We start from the raw sequence: 18,994 nt of genomic DNA, 5'->3' as shown, positions 1-18,994 counted from the left end.
TCGGTCTGCTCATGCAGTCAAGCTACCACGCTGGATTCACGAGATGAATCCCTCACGCGATTTGTGCAACAGAGCCCCGCAACGGTCGCTGTGTCGTCGTCCGGTATTTCTCCAATCGGCTCAATCGCTGCCACTGTTTCGATTGGTTCGGCCAAGCCGATCTTTGCAAGGAATTCACCCGCACTTCCTTGGATCAGGAAGATGGTGATATAGGCTCCAATCTCGTTGAGCGCGCTCTGGCTAAAATCGTTGCGCGGGAAGTGGCCCAGCCAACTAACCTGGCGGCGGTTCGGGTAGTCATCAGGATCGTCGGCCACGTGGTCGAACGCTCCTGTGAAGCGCCCGATATTGACCATGCGGTCGTGCTTTGAAGGGTAAACTACAATGTCACCCGCCTTCATCTCGTACGTGAAACGGTAGAGAATACCTGCATCGACGGGCCGAGATCCCGCCTTCTTGTCAGGGTAGTACTGTAACAAAGCCGCTTTTAGGGCCTCCCGATCTGGGTACTGCCGTAGGTCGCCCAAGGCAGTCCAGCCGATCGCCACGTAATCACCATCTAAGGGGCGGCTGCCAACATGCTCGCCCATATGGACGCCCCAAACCCGTATGTGATGGTTCATGTCAGGCCTCTCGTAATTTCAGCTATACAACTGCTTTCAATTGTCTTTCACAAGCCCATTAGGGCCTTTATGTGTCTACCATGTGCAGGGTTGGCTGATGAAGCCGCTGTCCATCACGTCCCATCAACGCGGCTCTTCATGCCGGGGAATAATGAATGAAAAAGAACAGTACCTTTATTGCGACTTTGATCCTGGCAGCGCTCACAGTTATTTTTTTGTGCGCTTGGTGGGGTGATGCTGTTGTTGCGCTTGGAACTAAAATGGGCTTGCACGTAGAGAAAGTAAGTCTTGGTGACTGGGGGGACTCTTTCTCTGCTTTAAATACGGCCTTCTCTGGCATGGCCCTAGTAGGGATAGGTGCAACCATCTATATGCAGCTCCAGTTTTCACGTAGGCAGCAAGTTGAAAACGGAAAAAGTGAATTTGAGAGAGTTTTCTTTCAACTTTTCGGTCTAATTCGTGAGCTTAGAAACGAATTGCGCTTCTCGCCTGATGCTGCCAAGACATCCTTCAGGAAGCTTAAAGGAATGTCGGGAGGAGGTTTCAGCGTCATAGATCACGCTGATCAGTCGAACTTTACTGAAAAGAAAGGCGTCGAGGCAATAAAGGCGGCGTTTCTGGAGATTTCTAAATCCCTTGAAGCTCAATTAAGCTCTGGTGCCTCTTCTTTGCGAACGGTTGAGAGGATTTATAGAGTCACGGTCAACCGCAGGTATGAGCCTGAGTTCAGTCCATATTTCCGTGCAATATATTCGTTGCTAAAGAGAATTGATTCGAGCGTTTATCTCTCTAGCAATGAGAAACTTGATTATAGTCGGCTTGTTCGTTCTCAAATGACAAGTCAGGAGGCTATCCTGTTGGGACTAAATGGTCTGTCTTCTGAGTCAAAGGATCTAATGGACTACATAATAAAATATAGAATGCTAAAGTATTCTCAAGAAGGTAATGTCAAAAACGAGCTTCGGAAACTCTATCCGGAGGAGGCATTTAAAGGGCGTTAACCTGATCACGCGTTTGGCGAGATCAACGCCATCCGGGCGGGCTGGGCCAAAGACCTGCGGGACAGGAAATCCCTGAAGGGCTGCTCGGTGTCCAAGGTGCCAGAAACATTCTAAGCCGTTCCATAAAACCCGTTGATAGCCATCGATGCCGATAGGCAATCATCTGGGGTTGCGCGGGACGGCTCCGAAGGGACCCATTGTCTTTTCGGCTTGCCCCCACTTCATGCGGGAGCAAGCCATGTCCGGGGTCGGCAGCAGTCAAGAGTTGACGCTGTCCTTCAGAGCCTTGGCCACCGTAAATTTCACCACGCGATCGGCAGGCTTTGTCATGGCCTCGCCTGTTGACGGATTGCGGACCTGTCGCTCGGGACGATCCCGGCAGGCGAGCTTGCCCAAGCCAGGAAGGGTGAGGGCGCCGCCCTGGGCCACGATCGAGGTCGCAACCTCGGAGAGCGCCTCAAGGACAGAAGAGACATCCTTTTTCTCAATGCCAGACTTTTCGGCCAGAGTGGCAAGCAGCTCCGTCTTGGTCATCGGCTTCATCATTCTTTCCTTGTCGTTTTAACATCTGGGGTAGGGTTAGCCCGTGTCGGCTGGTTTTGCCACCTCAATGCGATTTAGGCCAAGGTCCGTGAGGGGACCCGTGGGATATGCTTATTGCAAGACGAGCTTGAGGCGTCGGCAAGTGCCGACGGTTGCAGGTGCAAGGGCGGCACAATCTGCCGGCAAACGACGTCCCGCTCCCTGCGCCGGGCGGCGCCTGTAACGAGGCTCAAAGCCAGAGCACCTGATGGGAGAGGAAGGGCAGGGCCATGCGGATCGCCACCTACAACATCAACGGCATCAATGGCCGGCTGGAGACGCTGCTGGCCTGGCTGGCTGAGACACAGCCCGACATCGTCTGCCTACAGGAGTTGAAGGCGCCGCAGGCGAAGTTCCCTGAGCGGCAGCTGCAAGAGGCCGGCTACGCCTCCGTGTGGCACGGGCAAAGCCGCTGGAACGGCGTGGCGATCCTGTCGCGCGGCAGCGAGCCGGTGCTCACGCGCCGTGGCTTGTCGCGGGATCCCGATCCCAGCCAGAGCCGCTATATCGAGGCGGCGGTGAATGGCCTGCTGGTGGGCTGCCTTTATGCTCCCAATGGCAATCCCGCACCGGGTCCGAAATGGGACTACAAGCTCACATGGTTAAAGCAGTTCAGCACCCATGCAAAACAGCTGCTCGCTCTGGACGTCCCGGTGATCCTGGCAGGCGATTACAATATCATTCCCGCCGAGCGCGATGTCTATAATCCGGGCCGCTGGCGCAATGATGCTTTGTTTCTGCCAGAGGTCCGAAAGGCTTATGCGTCTCTTCTGAAGCAAGGATGGTGTGATGCCATTGCGACCATCCATCCCGACAAGCCTGTTTACACCTTCTGGGATTATCTGCGTCAGGCCTGGGAGCGGAATGCCGGACTGAGGCTCGATCACCTGCTGCTCTCGCCCGATTTGGCAGCAAGGCTCAAGGACGCCGGTGTTGATCAGGATATGCGAGCTCGTTCGAAAGCCAGCGATCATGCGCCGGCCTGGATTGACCTGGCTCGCGAGTGATCCAATTTTTCCGTTGAAGATCATACCTACTCGGCAGATGAGAGGCTTTCCTGTCAAGGATGCTTTCTGTATTGCGACAGGCATCTAAGGAGATCATCATGGACATCAATTACAACGAACTGTCACTCGAGCAGCTGAAAGAGATCAACAAGAAATCCGCAGCCGCCATTGCCGATTTCGAGAACCGCCGTAAAAAGGACGCCATCCAGAAGGCGACCGAGATTGCCAAGGCCGCAGGCTTTGCCTCGCTCGAAGACATGCTGGCCGCACAGCCCCCCAAGCAAAAGGCCGAGCCGAAATACCGCCATCCCGAAAATCCCGAACTGACCTGGAGCGGTCGCGGGCGAAAGCCCGGCTGGATTGCCGAAGCCCTGGAAGCCGGAAAGTCGCTCGAAGATTTTGCGATTTAATCGTCTCATGTTGCACTGAAAGGCGCGCGAAGCGCGCCTTTCAGTCATAATTGCAGGATGTCTCGCGCGCCTTGTGGAGCTTAACTTATCTCACCGCGTCCAATGGCATCAGCTACACTACTTGGTAGCTACCAGTTAGGATGAGTTCTTTTGTGAAGGATTGGCGCCCGTTTACAGGATGCCGTTTGTCTGTTCCCTCACGTGAGGGCACTTGCACCAACTCTCCTAAGTTCGTCGTTATTTGTATGTCAGTATCTGGCGCTGCGTTCAGCTATTCGATGCGCGAGGTTGCGTGCCCCCGCTGAGGCAAGCTCGCCATAGCTTTCGCCCTTCTGCATTACCTTCTGGCCGATAAATGCGGCGGCGCCACCCGGAGGGCCGCTAGCCGCTGCTCTTCCGGCAAGAGATCCAGCCGCCTTCGCGCCGACCGCCGCGATAGCGGCTTGCGTGGGCGTCACGGACATAATCATGCCGCTCAAGGAACTGACGATCATGGGTATGCAAAGGGTGCAGATCGCCATGATAATCAAGCAGGCAAGGAAGGGAATGAAGTCGGCCACACTCTCGGTCAGGGACGAGTTGAGTGTTTCAACGTAGCCCATGACAATGCGGATCAGCCCGCCGAGCATGACAGCCGTGACCAAAGGATAGAGCATGTAGCTGACCGCGCCTTGAAGCCAGCGATTGAAATAGTCTTTCGTGGCCTCGAACATGCTCAAGGCGATGAAGATGGGGGCAATGCCGAGATAAATCGTCACCATCACCTGACCGAAGATCAGCAGCAGCGCGGCCAGGGCGGCAATGGTGCCGAGGCTGAAGGTAATCAGCACGCTCATGACGGCACCTCCCATCCAGCCCATTGGCTCCATGACCTTGTTCATCTTGTCCGAGAACTCGGAAATGAAGGCATCCATTGCTGCGGCAAGGTTACTGGACGGAACTTCACCGCCGCCGAACTTTCCGAGCAGGTTGGCGGCAATGCTGTTCACGCCACCTTCAACGGCACTGGCGATCAGGTTGAACTGGCCCCACACCAACCCAATACTGCCTATGGCAATCAGCTTGATAAAGGTGACGACAATCTGTCCGGCCGACATGGGCCGGTATTGCAGGACCATGTTCACGCCGAGCATGACCACGGCCAGGGTCGCCATGGTTGCCGTGAGCGTTCCCATTCCATCCAGCACGGCCCCGAAGCTGGATTGCGCTACATTGTCCAACTCGCCTTGGGCGCGGCTGACAAAGCCCTCGATCATACCCATCAGTAGATACCTTGCACCTTGCAGATCTTATCGACCTCGCGCGTTAAGCGACTCCGATCTGTGCGAGCATAATCCCTGACCCATTCGCTGCTTTCATCATCGGGCAACGACATGAAGCGCTCTTCCATGTCCTTGAATGCTGCGTCCCATGATGGGAACCGCAATTCACAGGTGCATTTACCATCCGCCGCCTCAAGATTGGCTGCAACCTCATGGATATAGGAGCTTTCCATGAAGCGCAGGGAGCTCGCACCCTGTATCCGATGATCTTCAACCGTGGGAGGGCGCGGGGCATTGCAGCCGCCCGGCGTGGTATAGAACCCACCATCAGGCTTGTTGCCGTCATTCGAGAAGGTCATGAAGGCGCGTTCCTTGGCAATCGCCTCGGCAGGAGACGTTTCGCCACCATCCTTTGAATGGATTGCGACGGCAGACGCTTCGCTGTCGTCATTCGATAGGATCATGGTGCCACCGGCCAAAGCCGCAGCGGCAGAAACAGCCAGAATACCCGTAATCACCCACTTCATGCCGCGTCTCCTATGGCCGGAATGTAAACCTGCGCGATGCCGCGCGTTTCCCCAATGCGCCCCGTCTGAATAATCACGTCGATGGTGCGAAGGATATAGTTTCGCAGATCGTTGTAGCTCATGCGAACATCCGAACGGCCAGCCGCAATCGCCAGCCGGTCAAGCGCCAGTTCCGGCGTTTCCGCGTGGATCGTCGTCATCGACCCGCCATGCCCGGTGTTCACGGCTTCAAGGAAGGTCATGGCTTCCTTGCCCCGGACCTCGCCCACAATCAGCCGATCAGGGCGCATCCGAAGCGTGGCTTCCAGCAGCATGTCGGGCGTCCTGGTGGAGCCGCCCCGATCCGCAATGAGAGACACCGCGTTCGGCTGGTCGGGGAACAGCTCACGGGCGTCCTCGATGGTGATGATCCGTTCCTCTTGCGGGATCATGGAGATGATCTTGCGCAGCTCCACGGACTTGCCAGTGTCCGTCCCGCCCGAGATCAGGATGTTCAGCTTGTGACCGACGCAGAAGCGCAGCACCGCCATGAGGTCGCCAGCTTCGATCAGTCCAGCAAGGCTGGCGTTGCGCTTTGTCCGTTCCGCATCGAGAGCCACCTGCTTGCCGTGCAGGAACCGCAATTCGATTTTCTCTATCGGCAGGGCGGCAAAGAGGCGGAAGGAGAGGGCCGCTTCCTGCGGCGTGGCAGGCGCAAGGACCGCCTGCGCCCGAATGGGCCTGTCGTGATAGGCCACGGTTGCGGAGACAAGCAGCTTGTTGCGGCCGGTCTGCGCCTGGTTCTCGCCCGCGATCTGGTTGGCAAGGGAATGGCCGAAGCCCGGATCAACCCTTTCCCCGGTCGGCTTCATATGCACGTCGCCGCGCTTCAAGATCCAGATGCTGCGATCCGGGTTGACCGAGACTTCAATCGTGGCCGGATCATCCAGCCACGGCTTGAAGCGGTCCAGCTTGTGGGCCAGCCAACCCATCAGAGGATTTCCAGGTCGCGATCAACCATGATCGTCACAAGCGAGCCCTGCTTGATGGCAATGGTCGGCTGGCGGTTCAGGTAGCCGTCGAGGGCGCTGGAAGTGGCCTCCATCATGTTCTGCGACATGGCCTCTGCCACGTCCGATGTGCTGTCGTCGTCGTCATCAGCCACAGCAATGGCAGGGGCGAGGCCGATCAGGCTAATCAGCGCGGCTGAGCCGAAGCGTGCGCCGAAGTGGGTGTTCACGGCCCCTTCCACGCCCGAACGCCCGATGGCGTCACCACCATAGGCCCCAATGTCCACGGTATGGTTGTCGGGCAGGATGATCCTGTTCCAGACGATCATCGCGCGGCGCTGCCCGAGGTCGGTGTTGTCGTTATAGGCCCCGATCACCCGCGACCCGCGCGGGATCAGGATGCGCGATCCGTCATAGGAATGAACGTCTTCCGAGACCAAGGCGCGAATGGCCCCCGGCAGGTCGGTGTTGATGGCCGTTTCCAGCACCGCCTGAATCATCGTGCCCTGCAGGACGGTGTTGGCCGGGCTGGCGATGACCTTGGCCCGCTCCATCGGTGCGCGTGCGGCCTGCTGGCGGGCAAAGCGTTCGTTCTGGCTTTGGTTGCGCAGGTTGGGGTCCAACCCTTCCATGCCGGGAATGGCCGCCGCCGCCTCCATCGCACCCGGAACGCCTGCCGCACCACCGCCGCCCGAAGCACCGCCACCAAAGGCGATCATGGGCGAGGCGGCGCGAGCGCGGTAGAGTTCTTCAGCCTCACGGCGGCGATTGACCTCCCCGTCCATCGTCCCGAGGTCCGGGTTTCCGCTGGTGATCCGCGCCGCGTCAAGCTGCGCCTGAAGCTGCGCAAGCTGCCGGTCGCGGTCGGCAATCATGTTGGCATTTTCAAACTGCATGGAGGTCATCGTGTCTTGCAACTGGCTGACCTGTGCCAAGAGACTGTCGATCTGAGGGTCATTGCTGACGACCGGCGCGTCCTCAACAGGCGGCACATCGTCTTCTACGGTGATTTCCACGTCCTGCTGCGGCTGCTGGCGCAGCCGCTCGATTTCCGCCTCCAATGCCTCGATCTGCGCCAGCATCCGGGGATCGGGTTCAGGCTCACGCCGCGCGGGCAGGGGCATCCGGGCAAAGGGTTCCTCGTTCGTCTGGAACGCGGCAGGTTGGCCGGTCGGCAAGGTCGCTTGCGCAGCCATGTCAGCCTTCGGCCAGAACATGACGGCGATGAACAGGGCACATGCCCCGCCCAAGGCGGTGCCTGCCAGAAGCCTGCCTTTTCCACCGCTAACCGTGCCGCGCCGGTTGTTGGCCCGCGCCTCCTGCACCTCTGCCGCAAGACGGGCAGTATCGTCCTCAAGATCAGAGGTGCCCTTAGGGGCATTATCCTGATCGCCCTTGTTCTGTTCGGTCTGGCTCTGCTCCGGTTGGCTCCGATCCGGCTGGACCTGATCCGCGGGGTTCTGTTCGCTCTGGTTCTGTTCGCTCATGGCCGGGGATCCAGTCGCTTGATGACGGTTTCAGTCGCGGCGATCCGCAGCACCCAATAGGGGCTGATGCCGCTCACCCGAATGGTGCCGTCCGGGAGGGTTGTGCTGTTGACGGTGCGTTCTGGCCCTGACGAGGTTTTGAAGATCGCCGGGAGCTGCGCGCCGCGCGGAAAGCGGAAATAGGTGAAGTCACCATCATCCCAAACCTGCAAGGGCAGGGCGGCATTGCGCTTGCTGGCGCCGTAACCGCCCCAGGGCGTTGTCGGGTTCAGCCGCTTGTTCTGCGGTTCCGCCGCAACTGTGCGAAGCGCTTGGGCGGCCACGCCACCACCGAAGCGGACCACATAATCGGCCCGCGACCCTACTTCATTCAGATGCAGGTAGTAGGCGCGGCGATTGGTATAGACGGTCATGTTGGTGGACCCGCCTGCGACGGTCGGCTTGACCACCAAGGCCCGTCCGCCCGGAACACCGTCGAAGTTGAAGCCTTCGGTATCGCCCGCGACGATGCTGACGATTTCCTCACCGGGGCCGAACTCCACGGAGGTCACGCGCATCATGCCCACATTCACGCGGTAAACCTGCCCATCCTGATAAACGGCATTGCGGACGCGCGAGTCATGCCGCCCAGCCGAGGGCGTGACTTCGGCCAAGGCCGGTGCCGCCCAGGTCGCCGCGCCAAGCGCGGCTGCGATCAACCATGCTTTCATTGGGTGTCTCCCTCATCCCGGAACCGTTCGGCGGCCACGCTGTAGTTGCTGACCGTGAAGCCGAAGGGGTTGGACCAGACCCCATCGAGGCTGCGCAGCGTCGAGGGGTCATAGTCATAGGCCAGCGTGACGACGAAGGTGCCCTCCGTCACGCCGTCCACCGTTGTCAGGCGCTTGGTGATGCGGGCCTGCGCGCGGTTGTTGCCAATGTCCGAGATCGAGGACACGGCCACGTCGATGCGGGCGTTTTTCCCGTAGATTTTGGGTGGAAACTCCGGGTTTTGTTCGTTCCACAGATCCTGGAGCGACTTAGCGGCCTGACCCGTGGAGCGGGCAAAGACGCCTTCGATGCGCAGGTCATTGTCGAGTTGGTTGTAGGTTTCGCGGTCGCGCACATAGGCATAGACCAGCGACTGCATCACCGCCTCGCGTTCCGCGAGGCTGATCGTGCCGACATTCGCCATCGGCAGCGCCACGCCCGTTGTCGGATCAAAGGGCACCAGGGCAGGGGGCGGCTTGTCGATGAAGAGGGCCACCATGGCCGCAGCCAGACAGCCGGCGACACCGAAGCCCGAGGTGATGAAGGCGATGCGTTTCCACATCGCGGCTTCCCCGCGTGCGCCGTAGATCAGTTCTTCCTCGAACACATCCTTTACGTTGCTCATGGCTGGATCACTCGTTCGAGAAGGTCATGTAGGCGCGTTCCTCGGCAATGGTCGCGGCCGAGAGGACACCCGCCTGGCCGTTGTAGACGGCCTCGATGGATTGCAGTTCGAGCAACTTGGCGAGCTGCACCGAGAGTTCGGCCAGCATCCGCGTGTTGAGGTCGATCGACTCCTTAATGTCCGCGCTACCTTGCGTCATGGCGACAAGCGTGTTGACCCGTTCCAGCGAGGACGAGGTTTCCGCATAGGTCTGTTCGGCGGACGCTGCGAGAACCGCGCCGCCCGAGGCTTGCGCCGCCACCCTTTGCGCGCCGGGCACGCCCGAGGACGCCATGCCGGTGACTTTCTCTTGGCTTAGCCCGCCTGTGGTCAGCGCGGTTTCCACCCCCTTGGTCAGCGTGTCGCCCTTGGCCGGTGTGAAGCCGCCCCAGTTGCCGGTCATGCCGCCCTGGATCGTGCCAAGCACATCGGTCATGTTTCCATCGAGCAAGCCGTCGAGGTTGCCGCCCATTGCCAGATCAACAATGTCGCGGGTGCCGTTGAATTGCCCGTAAATGTCCTGCAACTGCGAAAGCTGCGCCTGCAACTGTTCGACCTGCTCCACGGCATTGGACAGAAGATCGGACTGCACCCCGGCATCGCGCAGCATGGCTTCAAGCTGCTTGATGGTCTGCAAGGTGTTCTGCCCGTCGATGGTCGGGACGCCCTGCGCCAAGGCTGCGGGCGCGGTGCAAAGTGCCACCAACACCCCACCGGTTTTTCCGATACGAGCCATGTTCTGGAAAAGCATCGTGAACCTCAATCGTTCGAGAATGTCATGTAATTGCGCTCTTCGGCGTGGGCCGCGGCTTGCTGCAAAGCCTCGGCGCTGACCGTCTTGGTGTTGGCCGCACGCACCCGGACCCGAAGCGTCATGATCCGGGCCATTTCTGCCCGCGCGTAGCTGTTCAGCGCCCAGGCTTGCGTGGGGTTCTGGTTCTGCTCCATCTGGCTCAGGATCGCCTTGAGGCGATGCGCGATGGCGGCAATCTCTTGAGCCATGTTGCCGCCATAGGCGGACGCACCATCGCCCATCATGGCGAGGTTGGCCCCTGCCGCATCGACCGGCGCAATGGTGCCAAGCGCGTCCACGCCGCCGATGGCCGCCAGATACTCGTTATACTTGCTAGGGATCACCTGGACGTAGTGCTGCGTTTCCTTGAAGGGCGGCACACCGCCGTACTTCTGCACGTTGCCTGGCCCCGCATTGTAGGCGGCAAGCGAGAGAACGATGTTGCCGTTAAACATCGACAGCATCCGCGCCAGATAGGTCGCCCCGCCATAAACCTGCGAATAAGGGTTGGTCCGGTAGTCGGGGTCCACCCCGAGGTCCTTGGCCGTCCCCGGCATGAGCTGCGTCAGGCCGTAGGCTCCTTTCGGAGACCCGGCATGGGGGTTGAAGCGGCTTTCCTGCCAGATCATCGCCTGGATCAAGGCCCGCCATTGCGCCTGCGACAGCCCCGCCTTGGACACACCGGCATGGCCGTAGGTGGCCTTGGACCCGGCAATGATGACTTCCTCCACCGTCAGCGCCGCATCCCCGAAGGTCTTGCCCGCGCCTGGATTGGTGTCGTCGGGATTGTAGAGGCTGTCAGCGGATGCCTCCGGCTGGTCTGCCCCATCTTCCAGCGTCTGGATCATGTCGCCGGTCCCGTCCACCGGCAGGTTTCCCGCCTCGATCAGCTTGTCCAGTTCCGCGATAATGTCCGCGTCGATCTGCAACAGGGCGTTCGAGCGTTCCAGCCTGCCTTGCTGGCGGCCGAGGTCGCGTTCCTGTTCGGCCAGGATCGCAAGGTTCTGCCGCAGCAGGTTTGGGTCGATGATGGGAACGCCCTGCGCCGGGGCGGGGGCCGTGCTGGCGCTCAGGCCCGCCACGGCAAGCGCCGCTGCCTGTGTGACCCGCCCGATCATTCTTCGGCCCACAGTTCCTGAAGGGGCGTGAAGGTGCAGACCGGCTTGCCATTCATGAAGCAGGACGAGCGGGCCGGTTGCGTGCTGGCGCAGGCCGAGACGGTGAAGGCCAGCACACAGATCATCAGAACGGACTTCATGCGATTTCTTCCTTTGTCTGGAGGCGGGCACGGTAGGCTTCAAAGGCCGCACGGCCCGTCTTGCTGCCGCCGAGGATTTTGAGGTGATCGCCCAAGGGCGAGAGGTTCACGTCCACGACCACAGAGGCCGAGGCGTTGCGGATCAGCGCGAGGCGCGATCCGGGAGGTGCGCCGAGAACCATGCCCATTTCCCGGTCATTCAGGTGTAGCGCCGCATAGTTGTCGGGCGAGGCCGCACGGTTCGGGATCAGCACCTGCGTCTGCACGCCCTGCAGGATCGCTGCGCCTGCGCGGCTCTTGTCGAGCTGCGAGGGAAACTGCGTGACCATGACGACCACGGCATTGAGCTTTCGCGCCGTGACCAGCCACTTTTCCAGCTTGTCGGCAAAGTATTCGGTGGCGAGGGAGTTCCAGGCTTCGTCAATGACGATGATCGTGGGCTGGCGGTCTTGCAGCTTTCGCTCAAGTCGCTGGAAGATGTAGCCCAGGATCGCGGTGCGCTCCTTCTCATTGTCGGAGTCGAGAACCGCCGTCATGTCAAAGCCCATGACATTCTGATCGAGGGCGAAGTTGTCGGCCTTGTTGCCGCCGAACACCCACCCGTAGCGGCCTCCCGGCGCCCATTCCCGCACCCGCTGTTCCAGATCGCCGTTGTCGTCGAGGTGACGGAAGAGCGACGGAAAGCCGTCGAAGTTGCGCAGATGATCCGGGGCCGTCGCGGTTTGCACGACCGCATCATGAAGCTGCTGCGTCTGGACCGGCGACAGCGGGCGGTCCGTGCGGTTGAGAAGGGCGGTCAGCCATTCGCTGAGCCATGCCTGACCGGCCATGTCGGTTTCCGCATAAAGCGGGTTCAGCCCCGTGGGCTGGTGCGGCGAGATTGTGGTGTAGCTGCCGCCCAGGGCCTCGATCTGAACGTCAAGGCCGCGCAGGTAGTCGAAGGCAAAGACCCTCGCACCCACCCGCTGCGCCTGCGTCATCAGGAAGGAAATCAGCACCGACTTGCCGCCGCTGGACGGCCCGAAGATCACGGTATGACCGGCAGGCGGTTCCTTGTCCGGCTCGCCTGCAGGATGGAAGGAGAACAGATAGCCGCTCTTTTCCGGGGTCGGGAACACCGAGAGGGGCGTGCCCCAGGGCAGAAGGTCGCCCGTCAGGCCGGTCGGCGTGCGGTGCAGCGCCGCCATGCCCGCAAAGACATGATTGCTGACAAGGCCGGTGCGCGCCCGATAGGTCGCGTTGCCCGGCCATTGCGCGAAGTAATGGCCCTGACCGGCAAAGGCTTCGGTGATGATCTTGGTGCCGGTTTCCTGCGCGATCTGGCGCACATCGGCCGCTGCCCGCGCGAGGGTCTTTTCGTCCTCGGCATAGATGGCAACCGTCATGTGATGGGAGCCAAGGGTTTCCAGACCCGAGGCAACCTTGTTGCGGCCTTCGCGCAGCATCTGCTGGTCGGTTTCCGCCGCATCGCCCGAGCCGCGCCGCTGTTCGAGGTTGCGGCGGATCAATTCGCTGGCCCGGTCATCGCTGATCGGCACAAAGGAATTGGTAATCACCATATCGATCGGCAGGTTCAGTTCATCGAACATACCGGGGAAGGTGCCGGTCGGATAATTCTTGATCGTGAACACATGGCCCACGCGGTTGGGGACCACGCCGCCCGTCACATGCACTCGCGTTCCCCGGAAGGTGGCGCGATAGTTGCAGACGCTGCGGGCGAGGACGCCCAGGTCATTGCCTGGAAAGGCGGGAAGCTCGATGCCGGTGCCGATGCCTTCGAGAAAGCCGATGAGTTCGCCCAAGGCCCCGGTCAGGACATGCGCCTTGAGGTGCGCGAGGGTGGCGACAACCACGCCCACCGTTTCATCGAGGTCCGTCAGCCGTTCGGCCTTGTTGGCGATAAAGGCTTGCAGCGCGTCAGACTTGCGCTTGCGCGAGAAGATTTCCTTCAGCTTGTCGCCCGCCGAAAGACTGCCAAAGAGGCCAGCGGGGCGGTTGATGATGCTGATGGTCAGGGTCTTGTCGCGCAGCGTCCGGTCTGCCACAACCCGCGTCCAGGCCGCATCGACCTCCTGGGCGAAGCCGCCAGTTTCGACCGGGGCGAGGGTCGCCTTGAAGGGGCGGCTGATCTTGTGGACATAGACCGAATACCGTTCGCCCTGCTGCGCCAAAAGTTCGGCCACGGTTTCCTTCAGGAGCGCAATGTCGCGGTCGCTTGCCGTCATCGAATTGAGGCCATCGACGCGGATGCACTGGATTAGCTCGCCCCCGCGCGTCAGGATCGTTCTGTCATCGGCCTGCAAGGACACGAAAGGCAGGAACGCCTCGAATTGCGCCTCATCCTTCATGGCGCGCGGGAACACCGCCTTCCCATGCCGGGAGTTGAACAGCCGCTTGAAGCCTGTCGCCATCGGCTTTTTGTCGTTACGGCTCATAGGAGTCTCCGCCCCACACTTTGCGATTTTTGGATGGCCCGAAGTTCCTGAGCGTCCTGGTGATGACGTCGAAGAAGTTCGGGTCCCATTTAGCCAGCCCGTAGAGGGCCGGATAAAAGACGATGATGGATGCCAGGGCCCAAAAGCTTTCCGCCCACATGAACCCGAGCAGCACCGTCACAAGAAGGATGACGGCGGAGGTCAGAGGCAGGCCGAACAGCTTGGCCGGGCGAAGAAGTCCCCGATAGACCGTATCGTTTTCCACCGTCATACCCCCGTCATGCGCCCCAGAGGGAGTTCACGATGGTCGCGGCGGAACCCACGAACACGATGGCGACAAGCACATAGATCGCCGTGCGCATTTCGATGTAGCCCATGAACCAGCCGATAAAGACGCAGACGAGCGCCAGGGTGGCGATGGTCTTGCCCAGGGTGCCCGTCAGCGCCGTGACGATGCTGTTCAGGAAGGTCTGGATCGGGTTGAGGTTGATCGCCTGCGCTAGCGCCGGTTCGCTCCACAGCAGCATGAAAGCAGCTGCCAATAGCATCACCAGCGAGACTTTCGCCCAGGTGTCCAGGACGCGCGGTGCGGCATGAACCCCTTGGGCGCAGGCAATAGAAGATCGTGCCGGCCAAACGGCCTGCATTGCAGAGGTCATGATGGAAGACTCCTATTCTGCGGTTGCTAAAGTCAGCTTTTGAAACACGGACATGACCTTGCGGACGTGACCTTGTGTTTCCCGATACGGGGGGATGCCCCCGTATTTCTCGACCGCGCCGGGACCAGCATTGTAGCCCGCAAGCGCAAGTTCCTTGGACCCGAACCGGCCGAGCAGCATCAGCATGTAGCGTGCCGAGCCATCGAGGTTCTGGTGCATGTCATGAGGATTGACGCCGAGCTTGGCCGCTGTGGCGGGCATGAGCTGGCCCAGGCCAATCGCCCCCACCGAACTGACGGCAGTTTGGCGATAGCCGCTTTCAATCTCGATGTTCGCGCGGAAGAAGGACAGCCATTCGGTGACGCTCATGCCCGCCGCGCGAAGGGAGGGATGACCGGCATAGCGTATCCCGACGTCATCAATCGCGGCCAGAACCTCCGGCTTCGGGATGACGCGCGGCGTCCGCACAGGAGCCAGGTGCATCATCTGTTCGGCCGGAAGGTCTGGTTCAGGCACTTCGGACAGGAGCGGAACACCCCCCGGCCCGAAGTGACGGGCAAAGGAGGAACTTGATCTTTGCCTCTCAAAGCTGCCGGATGCGTGGTTCAGAACGAGAACCATTCCGTTTCCGGCCGATTGCGCCGCTGCTTCAGTCGAAGGCCACGCTGCCAATAAAGCGCATATCGCCAGACTTGCTTGTTTCAACACCGGACCCAACTCCAAATGGAATTATCCCGGCTGGAAACCCTACGTCCTTCATGAAACTGCACGCACCGTTGACAGTCTTGACCACACGCGGGGGCGTTACCCCACGGCGAGGTCGGAACAGATTGAGGACGGCCCATTTTCCCGTTCGGGGGTTGAGGGCATAGAATTGCCAGCCTCCCTGGAAATTGCCGCGCGTGGGGACCGCATCTTCGGTGCACAGGATCAGGAGCCTTCCGCTTCCGATCAGATACTCTCTAAAGCCCGCTTCGCTCGCGCCACTTTCCAAACGATACATTCTGGCCGCTCTGAATTGTCTGAGTCCTGCAAAACTCATGACACAGGCGGCTTACGGTTGCACGTTACTCTGCATCGGTGGTCAATACTCTGTGTCGACCATAGGATGCGCCTCTCGATACTGTTGCATGTATTGATCGACCTCGCTGTTGAGCTGCTGCTTGGTTGCGTCGAGGCATTGGCTGTAAGCCTGGGCCTCGTTCATGAAACGAGCCAGTTCTTCGCCCATCGTGAGATCCAGGGCGTGCAGGCTTGCCTCATCAACAAGCGGCTGAGACGGGTAGATGCAGTGTCCCGGCACCTGCTGAACAGGCGCGGGCTGCGCATGGGTGGAAAGCGGCAGCAAACCGGCTACGACAAGGAAAGCCAGCTTTACTTTGCAAAGCCCTGTCTGGGGGCGCGTGCTAGGTCGAGCTTGGAGAGACCTCTCCCCTGATGACAGGCTGAAGGGCACGCATTCCTTGTTCCAGCGGGATACTGGGAACTTTGACATTAAGGTCATACAGGAAGGCAATGAGGCCGTTGACCGTCTTGAACATCCGCATCTGCATATCCTTGCGGGCTGTAACAAGCGTTCGTTCATAGGTGCCGTCAGGCGAGATGATCCTGATGCCCCATGTCCCAAAGTAGTTCTGGTGTTTCTTCTCGGCTGAACCCGCGCAGAAAACCTGTAACTGCCATCCTGAAGCCACGAGCTTCCTGCAACCTTCTTCGCTGACCACATTCGGTGCTTCTTCATAGTTGATCGGGGTCGTCACCGCTGGCCAGCCTTTCACAAGTGGACAACCTCGCAGTGATACTGCAAGGTTGATACAAAATTGCATATCTGTTATCAAGAGGTATTCTTGATGTGCGCTGCTTTCTTATCTGCGGCGCAAATCTATACAGATAAGCCGAAAATGCCAAGGAACACGGTTCCTTGGCATGGCTTCTGTTTTCGCTTCAAGATTGCTACTTTGTTCTCTAGCCTGTCAGTTGCTAGCTGCGGCTGAGTGTGGTGCGCGAACTGAACAAGCAAAAGCCAGGAACTTCCCATCCTCGTTTTCAACAACATTGCCGAGCTTCTGCGGGGACCAGCCTAGCCGTTCTGCCATGCGCAAGAATGCGGGCGGCCCAAGGAACAGACAGCCCTTCGCTCCGACTTGGAACAGGTAGTCATTGGCTGCCTCCAGGATCTTCTCGGCCACTCCCTTGACGGGAAGGGTCACAAGTCTGGTCAGCTCCCAATCATCCGGCGAAAGCGGGGGAGCATCGTTGCAAAGATTGACCGGCATACCGGGCAGAAGGCCCCTATAGGCATCGCGGATCATGTATTCATACATGCTGTTTCCGCAGGCTTGGCGCTTGTCCGTAGGCTTGATCCTGGCCCCACCTAAGACTTCACCGCCCCTGTGGGCGACAACATAGGTCGTGTCGAAGGTGTCATATTGATCAAATTCCAGCCCCTCCGTCTGACCAAGAGGCCAGGACATGCGATCAATGAAAACCGCTTTGCGCAGCTTCATGTAGTCATGCACCAAATGGAAGCGTGAAATCTGACCAGGCAGTGTCACGATCTCGACGGTGATGAGCCGTTCTTCTGACACAAAAAAGCTCCTTACTGCTTCGCCACGCCTGCTGGTAACCGGGCAAGGCCGATGAACTGCGGCGGGAGGCCACGGACAGGATTCGGAACCCATAACCCATGCTCCCTGACTTCAACCGTCAGGACACCCTCTTCATCAGCATAGGTTTCGAAATACTGCAGAATGGTCTCAACCATGTCCTTGCTGAACTCTGCGTCAGCTATCTTTTTGTTCTTCCAAGCTGAGACCATATCTAGCTTCCGTGTTGTGGATGCCTTACTAAAACCACTCGGACTTGGTATGTCTCGCACAAAAGTGCAAAAGTGGCTTTTCGATATATCTGAAAAGCTACAAAGGTCGCGTGAGACCATGAGGACCACATGCTGCACGACTTGATCCCACACTTCGACCAAGAAATTGACGCCTTACACAACTTGGCGCCGTCAGGCTGGATTATGGGCTTCAACCTGACCTATCAAGGACCAGAGCACCTACACAACGCCTACCCCGACAAGTGGCGGGACATCTACCAGGAGCGGAACTACTTTTTCTCGGACCCGGTCGCCCGCTGGACGATCGAGCAGGAAGGGTGGGTTCGCTGGTCAGACGTGAAGAAGTCCGCCCTCGACATGCCGTTCATGCACGCCGCCCAACAGTTTGGCCTGAACTTCGGGGTTGCGATATCCCGGAAGACTGACCTCAAACGCTCGTTTCTCACTCTCTCGCATCCGAGCAGGGAGTTTGCTGACGATGAGATTATCAAGGTTGTCACCAAGTTTAACCACTGGACAGACCTTGTTCTGAACCGCGCGTCCCTGACAGCAGGGGAACTTGATGTTCTAGCAGGGCTAAGGGATGGACTGGGGCAGCGGGCCATTGCAGAAAAACTTGGCATCGCTGAAGCGACCGTGACGCAACGCGCTCAAAAAGCGTGCTCCAAGCTTGGCGCAAAGACCCGAACCCAAGCTGTCGCCATTGCTGTAGCCCGAAACTTCATCTGAAGCAAAGCAGCGAGTTTTTGCTTGCTCTTGCCAAAGTAGCTGATGGATATATCCCAAAAGCTACTTCCTGAAGTTTCTGCTTTTCGTCGGTTAACCACGGGTTAACGGTGACCGGACTTACTACAAGCAGGTCCTCGCCCATGTCTATGCCACGCCTCTATGCCGAACCTATGCAGAAGATCGACCTGCACGATGCGAGCGGATGGCTCTACCGCTGGGACAACGGCGACACGCAGATGATGTGGATCGTTCCCCCTTCGCCGCAACGTCTGGCAGACCTCAAGAGAAGCCAGCCTTGGTTAGCCGACTAAGCAAGGCCACATAGAACATTGCAATATTGTTGCAGATATGTATTTATCTGTTGACCTTTGCAACAGCTCCGGCGACCGACGATGAACCCCCGAAATTTCTTCGCCAGTGTAGCGGTTCTAGGTCTGACTGCCTTTTCTTCAGCCAAGCAGGCCAGCGCCTACCCGATCGACTGCGCCATCCTGCTTTGTCTGGCAGGCGGTTTCCCCGCCTCGGCAGAGTGCAGTGCAGCCAAGGCCGAGTTTATACGTCGCATCACGCCTTGGCCGGTTGAACCGCCCTTGCAACTGTGGCGATGCCCTATGGGCAGTCACAACGTGAGCCTGCCAGGTGGAGGTGGAGGTGGATCTGACAGCATCCCGCCCGAGGTCGCCCAGTATCGTGATGCCATCGAACTGTGGCAGCTTTCCAAGCATGTGACAAGCGGTAGCGGAGGGCGAGACGTTTACACCAGCACGGTTCGCTACGGATATGCGCCTTCGTCTGGTGAGTGGGTCCGATTTCCTTCCAATGACAATGCCTTGCCCGAATGGCTGGATGACACGATCAGGCAGCGGACGGGCAAAGGGTTTCAGGACGAGTATGGCCGAGGTTTCAGGAGCATCGTGGTTCGGATGCAGGACTACACGGGCGCATCCATGACGGAATGGGTGAGCTACTGATGAATCAC

At 59.2% G+C, this 18,994-nt stretch carries 26 protein-coding genes; 6 read left to right on the top strand and 20 right to left on the bottom strand.

Annotated features, from left to right (window positions below):
* Positions 1-17: 17 nt before the first annotated feature.
* Positions 18-623, bottom strand: coding sequence for a restriction endonuclease (locus ACFOM8_RS20090; protein WP_377764066.1), 606 nt, complete (start codon positions 621-623; stop codon positions 18-20).
* Between the two features lie 155 nt (positions 624-778).
* Here ACFOM8_RS20090 and ACFOM8_RS20085 point away from each other — a divergent pair, with 155 nt between their 5' ends.
* Positions 779-1,624 (top strand): putative phage abortive infection protein, encoded by an 846-nt coding sequence (locus ACFOM8_RS20085; protein ID WP_377764064.1) that lies wholly within the window; start codon positions 779-781, stop codon positions 1,622-1,624.
* A gap of 258 nt (positions 1,625-1,882) precedes the next feature.
* On the opposite strand, the gene ACFOM8_RS20080 is transcribed toward ACFOM8_RS20085, so the two are convergent.
* Positions 1,883-2,170: an HU family DNA-binding protein gene (locus ACFOM8_RS20080; protein WP_377764063.1), complete on the bottom strand. Its 288-nt coding sequence runs from the start codon at positions 2,168-2,170 to the stop codon at positions 1,883-1,885.
* Between the two features lie 266 nt (positions 2,171-2,436).
* Here ACFOM8_RS20080 and xth point away from each other — a divergent pair, with 266 nt between their 5' ends.
* Positions 2,437-3,213: an exodeoxyribonuclease III gene (gene xth / locus ACFOM8_RS20075; RefSeq protein ID WP_377764062.1), complete on the top strand. Its 777-nt coding sequence runs from the start codon at positions 2,437-2,439 to the stop codon at positions 3,211-3,213.
* Positions 3,214-3,311: 98 nt separating this feature from the next.
* Entirely contained in the window at positions 3,312-3,623 is a 312-nt protein-coding gene (locus tag ACFOM8_RS20070; protein WP_377764060.1) for an H-NS histone family protein, read from the top strand.
* A gap of 248 nt (positions 3,624-3,871) precedes the next feature.
* On the opposite strand, the gene ACFOM8_RS20065 is transcribed toward ACFOM8_RS20070, so the two are convergent.
* The 18 genes from ACFOM8_RS20065 to ACFOM8_RS19980 all read right to left on the bottom strand — a co-directional run bounded on the left by ACFOM8_RS20065 (position 3,872) and on the right by ACFOM8_RS19980 (position 17,211).
* Positions 3,872-4,885, bottom strand: a complete 1,014-nt coding sequence (locus tag ACFOM8_RS20065; protein WP_377764059.1) for a type IV secretion system protein — start codon at positions 4,883-4,885, stop codon at positions 3,872-3,874.
* Positions 4,885-5,412: a hypothetical protein gene (locus ACFOM8_RS20060; RefSeq protein ID WP_377764057.1), complete on the bottom strand. Its 528-nt coding sequence runs from the start codon at positions 5,410-5,412 to the stop codon at positions 4,885-4,887. The genes ACFOM8_RS20065 and ACFOM8_RS20060 overlap by 1 nt, the downstream gene beginning before the upstream one ends.
* Positions 5,409-6,383, bottom strand: a complete 975-nt coding sequence (locus tag ACFOM8_RS20055; RefSeq protein WP_377764056.1) for an ATPase, T2SS/T4P/T4SS family — start codon at positions 6,381-6,383, stop codon at positions 5,409-5,411. The genes ACFOM8_RS20060 and ACFOM8_RS20055 overlap by 4 nt, the downstream gene beginning before the upstream one ends.
* Positions 6,383-7,483 carry a TrbI/VirB10 family protein gene (locus ACFOM8_RS20050; protein WP_377764054.1) on the bottom strand — a complete coding sequence of 367 codons (1,101 nt, stop codon included), beginning with the start codon at positions 7,481-7,483 and terminating at the stop codon, positions 6,383-6,385. The genes ACFOM8_RS20055 and ACFOM8_RS20050 overlap by 1 nt, the downstream gene beginning before the upstream one ends.
* Before the next feature lie 401 nt (positions 7,484-7,884).
* Positions 7,885-8,598, bottom strand: coding sequence for a TrbG/VirB9 family P-type conjugative transfer protein (locus ACFOM8_RS20045; protein ID WP_377764053.1), 714 nt, complete (start codon positions 8,596-8,598; stop codon positions 7,885-7,887).
* Positions 8,595-9,263, bottom strand: a complete 669-nt coding sequence (locus tag ACFOM8_RS20040) for a virB8 family protein (RefSeq protein ID WP_377764051.1) — start codon at positions 9,261-9,263, stop codon at positions 8,595-8,597. The genes ACFOM8_RS20045 and ACFOM8_RS20040 overlap by 4 nt, the downstream gene beginning before the upstream one ends.
* A 7-nt stretch (positions 9,264-9,270) precedes the next feature.
* A complete protein-coding gene (locus ACFOM8_RS20035) occupies positions 9,271-10,011 on the bottom strand; it encodes a type IV secretion system protein (protein WP_377764049.1) in 741 nt (246 codons plus the stop codon).
* Positions 10,012-10,061: 50 nt separating this feature from the next.
* On the bottom strand, positions 10,062-11,213 hold the full coding sequence (locus tag ACFOM8_RS20030) for a lytic transglycosylase domain-containing protein (RefSeq protein ID WP_377764048.1): 1,152 nt from the start codon (positions 11,211-11,213) through the stop codon (positions 10,062-10,064).
* The gene (locus ACFOM8_RS20025) at positions 11,210-11,353 is read right to left on the bottom strand and encodes a hypothetical protein (protein ID WP_377764046.1); all 144 of its coding nucleotides are present in this window, start codon (positions 11,351-11,353) and stop codon (positions 11,210-11,212) included. The genes ACFOM8_RS20030 and ACFOM8_RS20025 overlap by 4 nt, the downstream gene beginning before the upstream one ends.
* On the bottom strand, positions 11,350-13,788 hold the full coding sequence (locus tag ACFOM8_RS20020; RefSeq protein ID WP_377764045.1) for a VirB4 family type IV secretion/conjugal transfer ATPase: 2,439 nt from the start codon (positions 13,786-13,788) through the stop codon (positions 11,350-11,352). The genes ACFOM8_RS20025 and ACFOM8_RS20020 overlap by 4 nt, the downstream gene beginning before the upstream one ends.
* Positions 13,778-14,059, bottom strand: coding sequence for a type IV secretion system protein VirB3 (locus ACFOM8_RS20015; protein ID WP_377764043.1), 282 nt, complete (start codon positions 14,057-14,059; stop codon positions 13,778-13,780). The genes ACFOM8_RS20020 and ACFOM8_RS20015 overlap by 11 nt, the downstream gene beginning before the upstream one ends.
* A gap of 7 nt (positions 14,060-14,066) precedes the next feature.
* Positions 14,067-14,435 (bottom strand): TrbC/VirB2 family protein, encoded by a 369-nt coding sequence (locus ACFOM8_RS20010; RefSeq protein WP_154765932.1) that lies wholly within the window; start codon positions 14,433-14,435, stop codon positions 14,067-14,069.
* Positions 14,436-14,459: 24 nt separating this feature from the next.
* Positions 14,460-15,068, bottom strand: a complete 609-nt coding sequence (locus ACFOM8_RS20005; protein WP_377764042.1) for a lytic transglycosylase domain-containing protein — start codon at positions 15,066-15,068, stop codon at positions 14,460-14,462.
* Between the two features lie 28 nt (positions 15,069-15,096).
* Entirely contained in the window at positions 15,097-15,489 is a 393-nt protein-coding gene (locus ACFOM8_RS20000) for a hypothetical protein (RefSeq protein ID WP_377764041.1), read from the bottom strand.
* 42 nt (positions 15,490-15,531) lie between these two features.
* Entirely contained in the window at positions 15,532-15,795 is a 264-nt protein-coding gene (locus ACFOM8_RS19995; protein ID WP_377764039.1) for a hypothetical protein, read from the bottom strand.
* Between the two features lie 58 nt (positions 15,796-15,853).
* Positions 15,854-16,207 (bottom strand): hypothetical protein, encoded by a 354-nt coding sequence (locus ACFOM8_RS19990; RefSeq protein ID WP_377764038.1) that lies wholly within the window; start codon positions 16,205-16,207, stop codon positions 15,854-15,856.
* A gap of 213 nt (positions 16,208-16,420) precedes the next feature.
* Positions 16,421-17,035 (bottom strand): acyl-homoserine-lactone synthase, encoded by a 615-nt coding sequence (locus tag ACFOM8_RS19985; protein ID WP_377764036.1) that lies wholly within the window; start codon positions 17,033-17,035, stop codon positions 16,421-16,423.
* Positions 17,036-17,046: 11 nt separating this feature from the next.
* Positions 17,047-17,211, bottom strand: coding sequence for a hypothetical protein (locus ACFOM8_RS19980; RefSeq protein ID WP_377764035.1), 165 nt, complete (start codon positions 17,209-17,211; stop codon positions 17,047-17,049).
* 183 nt (positions 17,212-17,394) lie between these two features.
* Here ACFOM8_RS19980 and ACFOM8_RS19975 point away from each other — a divergent pair, with 183 nt between their 5' ends.
* The 3 genes from ACFOM8_RS19975 to ACFOM8_RS19965 all read left to right on the top strand — a co-directional run bounded on the left by ACFOM8_RS19975 (position 17,395) and on the right by ACFOM8_RS19965 (position 18,986).
* Positions 17,395-18,015 (top strand): helix-turn-helix transcriptional regulator, encoded by a 621-nt coding sequence (locus tag ACFOM8_RS19975; RefSeq protein WP_377764033.1) that lies wholly within the window; start codon positions 17,395-17,397, stop codon positions 18,013-18,015.
* 170 nt (positions 18,016-18,185) lie between these two features.
* Complete coding sequence (locus ACFOM8_RS19970) at positions 18,186-18,326, top strand: hypothetical protein (RefSeq protein ID WP_158248082.1); 141 nt, start codon at positions 18,186-18,188, stop codon at positions 18,324-18,326.
* A gap of 81 nt (positions 18,327-18,407) precedes the next feature.
* A complete protein-coding gene (locus ACFOM8_RS19965) occupies positions 18,408-18,986 on the top strand; it encodes a hypothetical protein (RefSeq protein ID WP_377764031.1) in 579 nt (192 codons plus the stop codon).
* Positions 18,987-18,994: the final 8 nt, after the last annotated feature.

The sequence above is a fragment of the Paracoccus angustae genome, from assembly GCF_042648745.1.
GTDB classification, from domain to species: domain Bacteria; phylum Pseudomonadota; class Alphaproteobacteria; order Rhodobacterales; family Rhodobacteraceae; genus Paracoccus; species Paracoccus angustae.
This window is presented reverse-complemented; position numbering and strand designations above follow the sequence as displayed.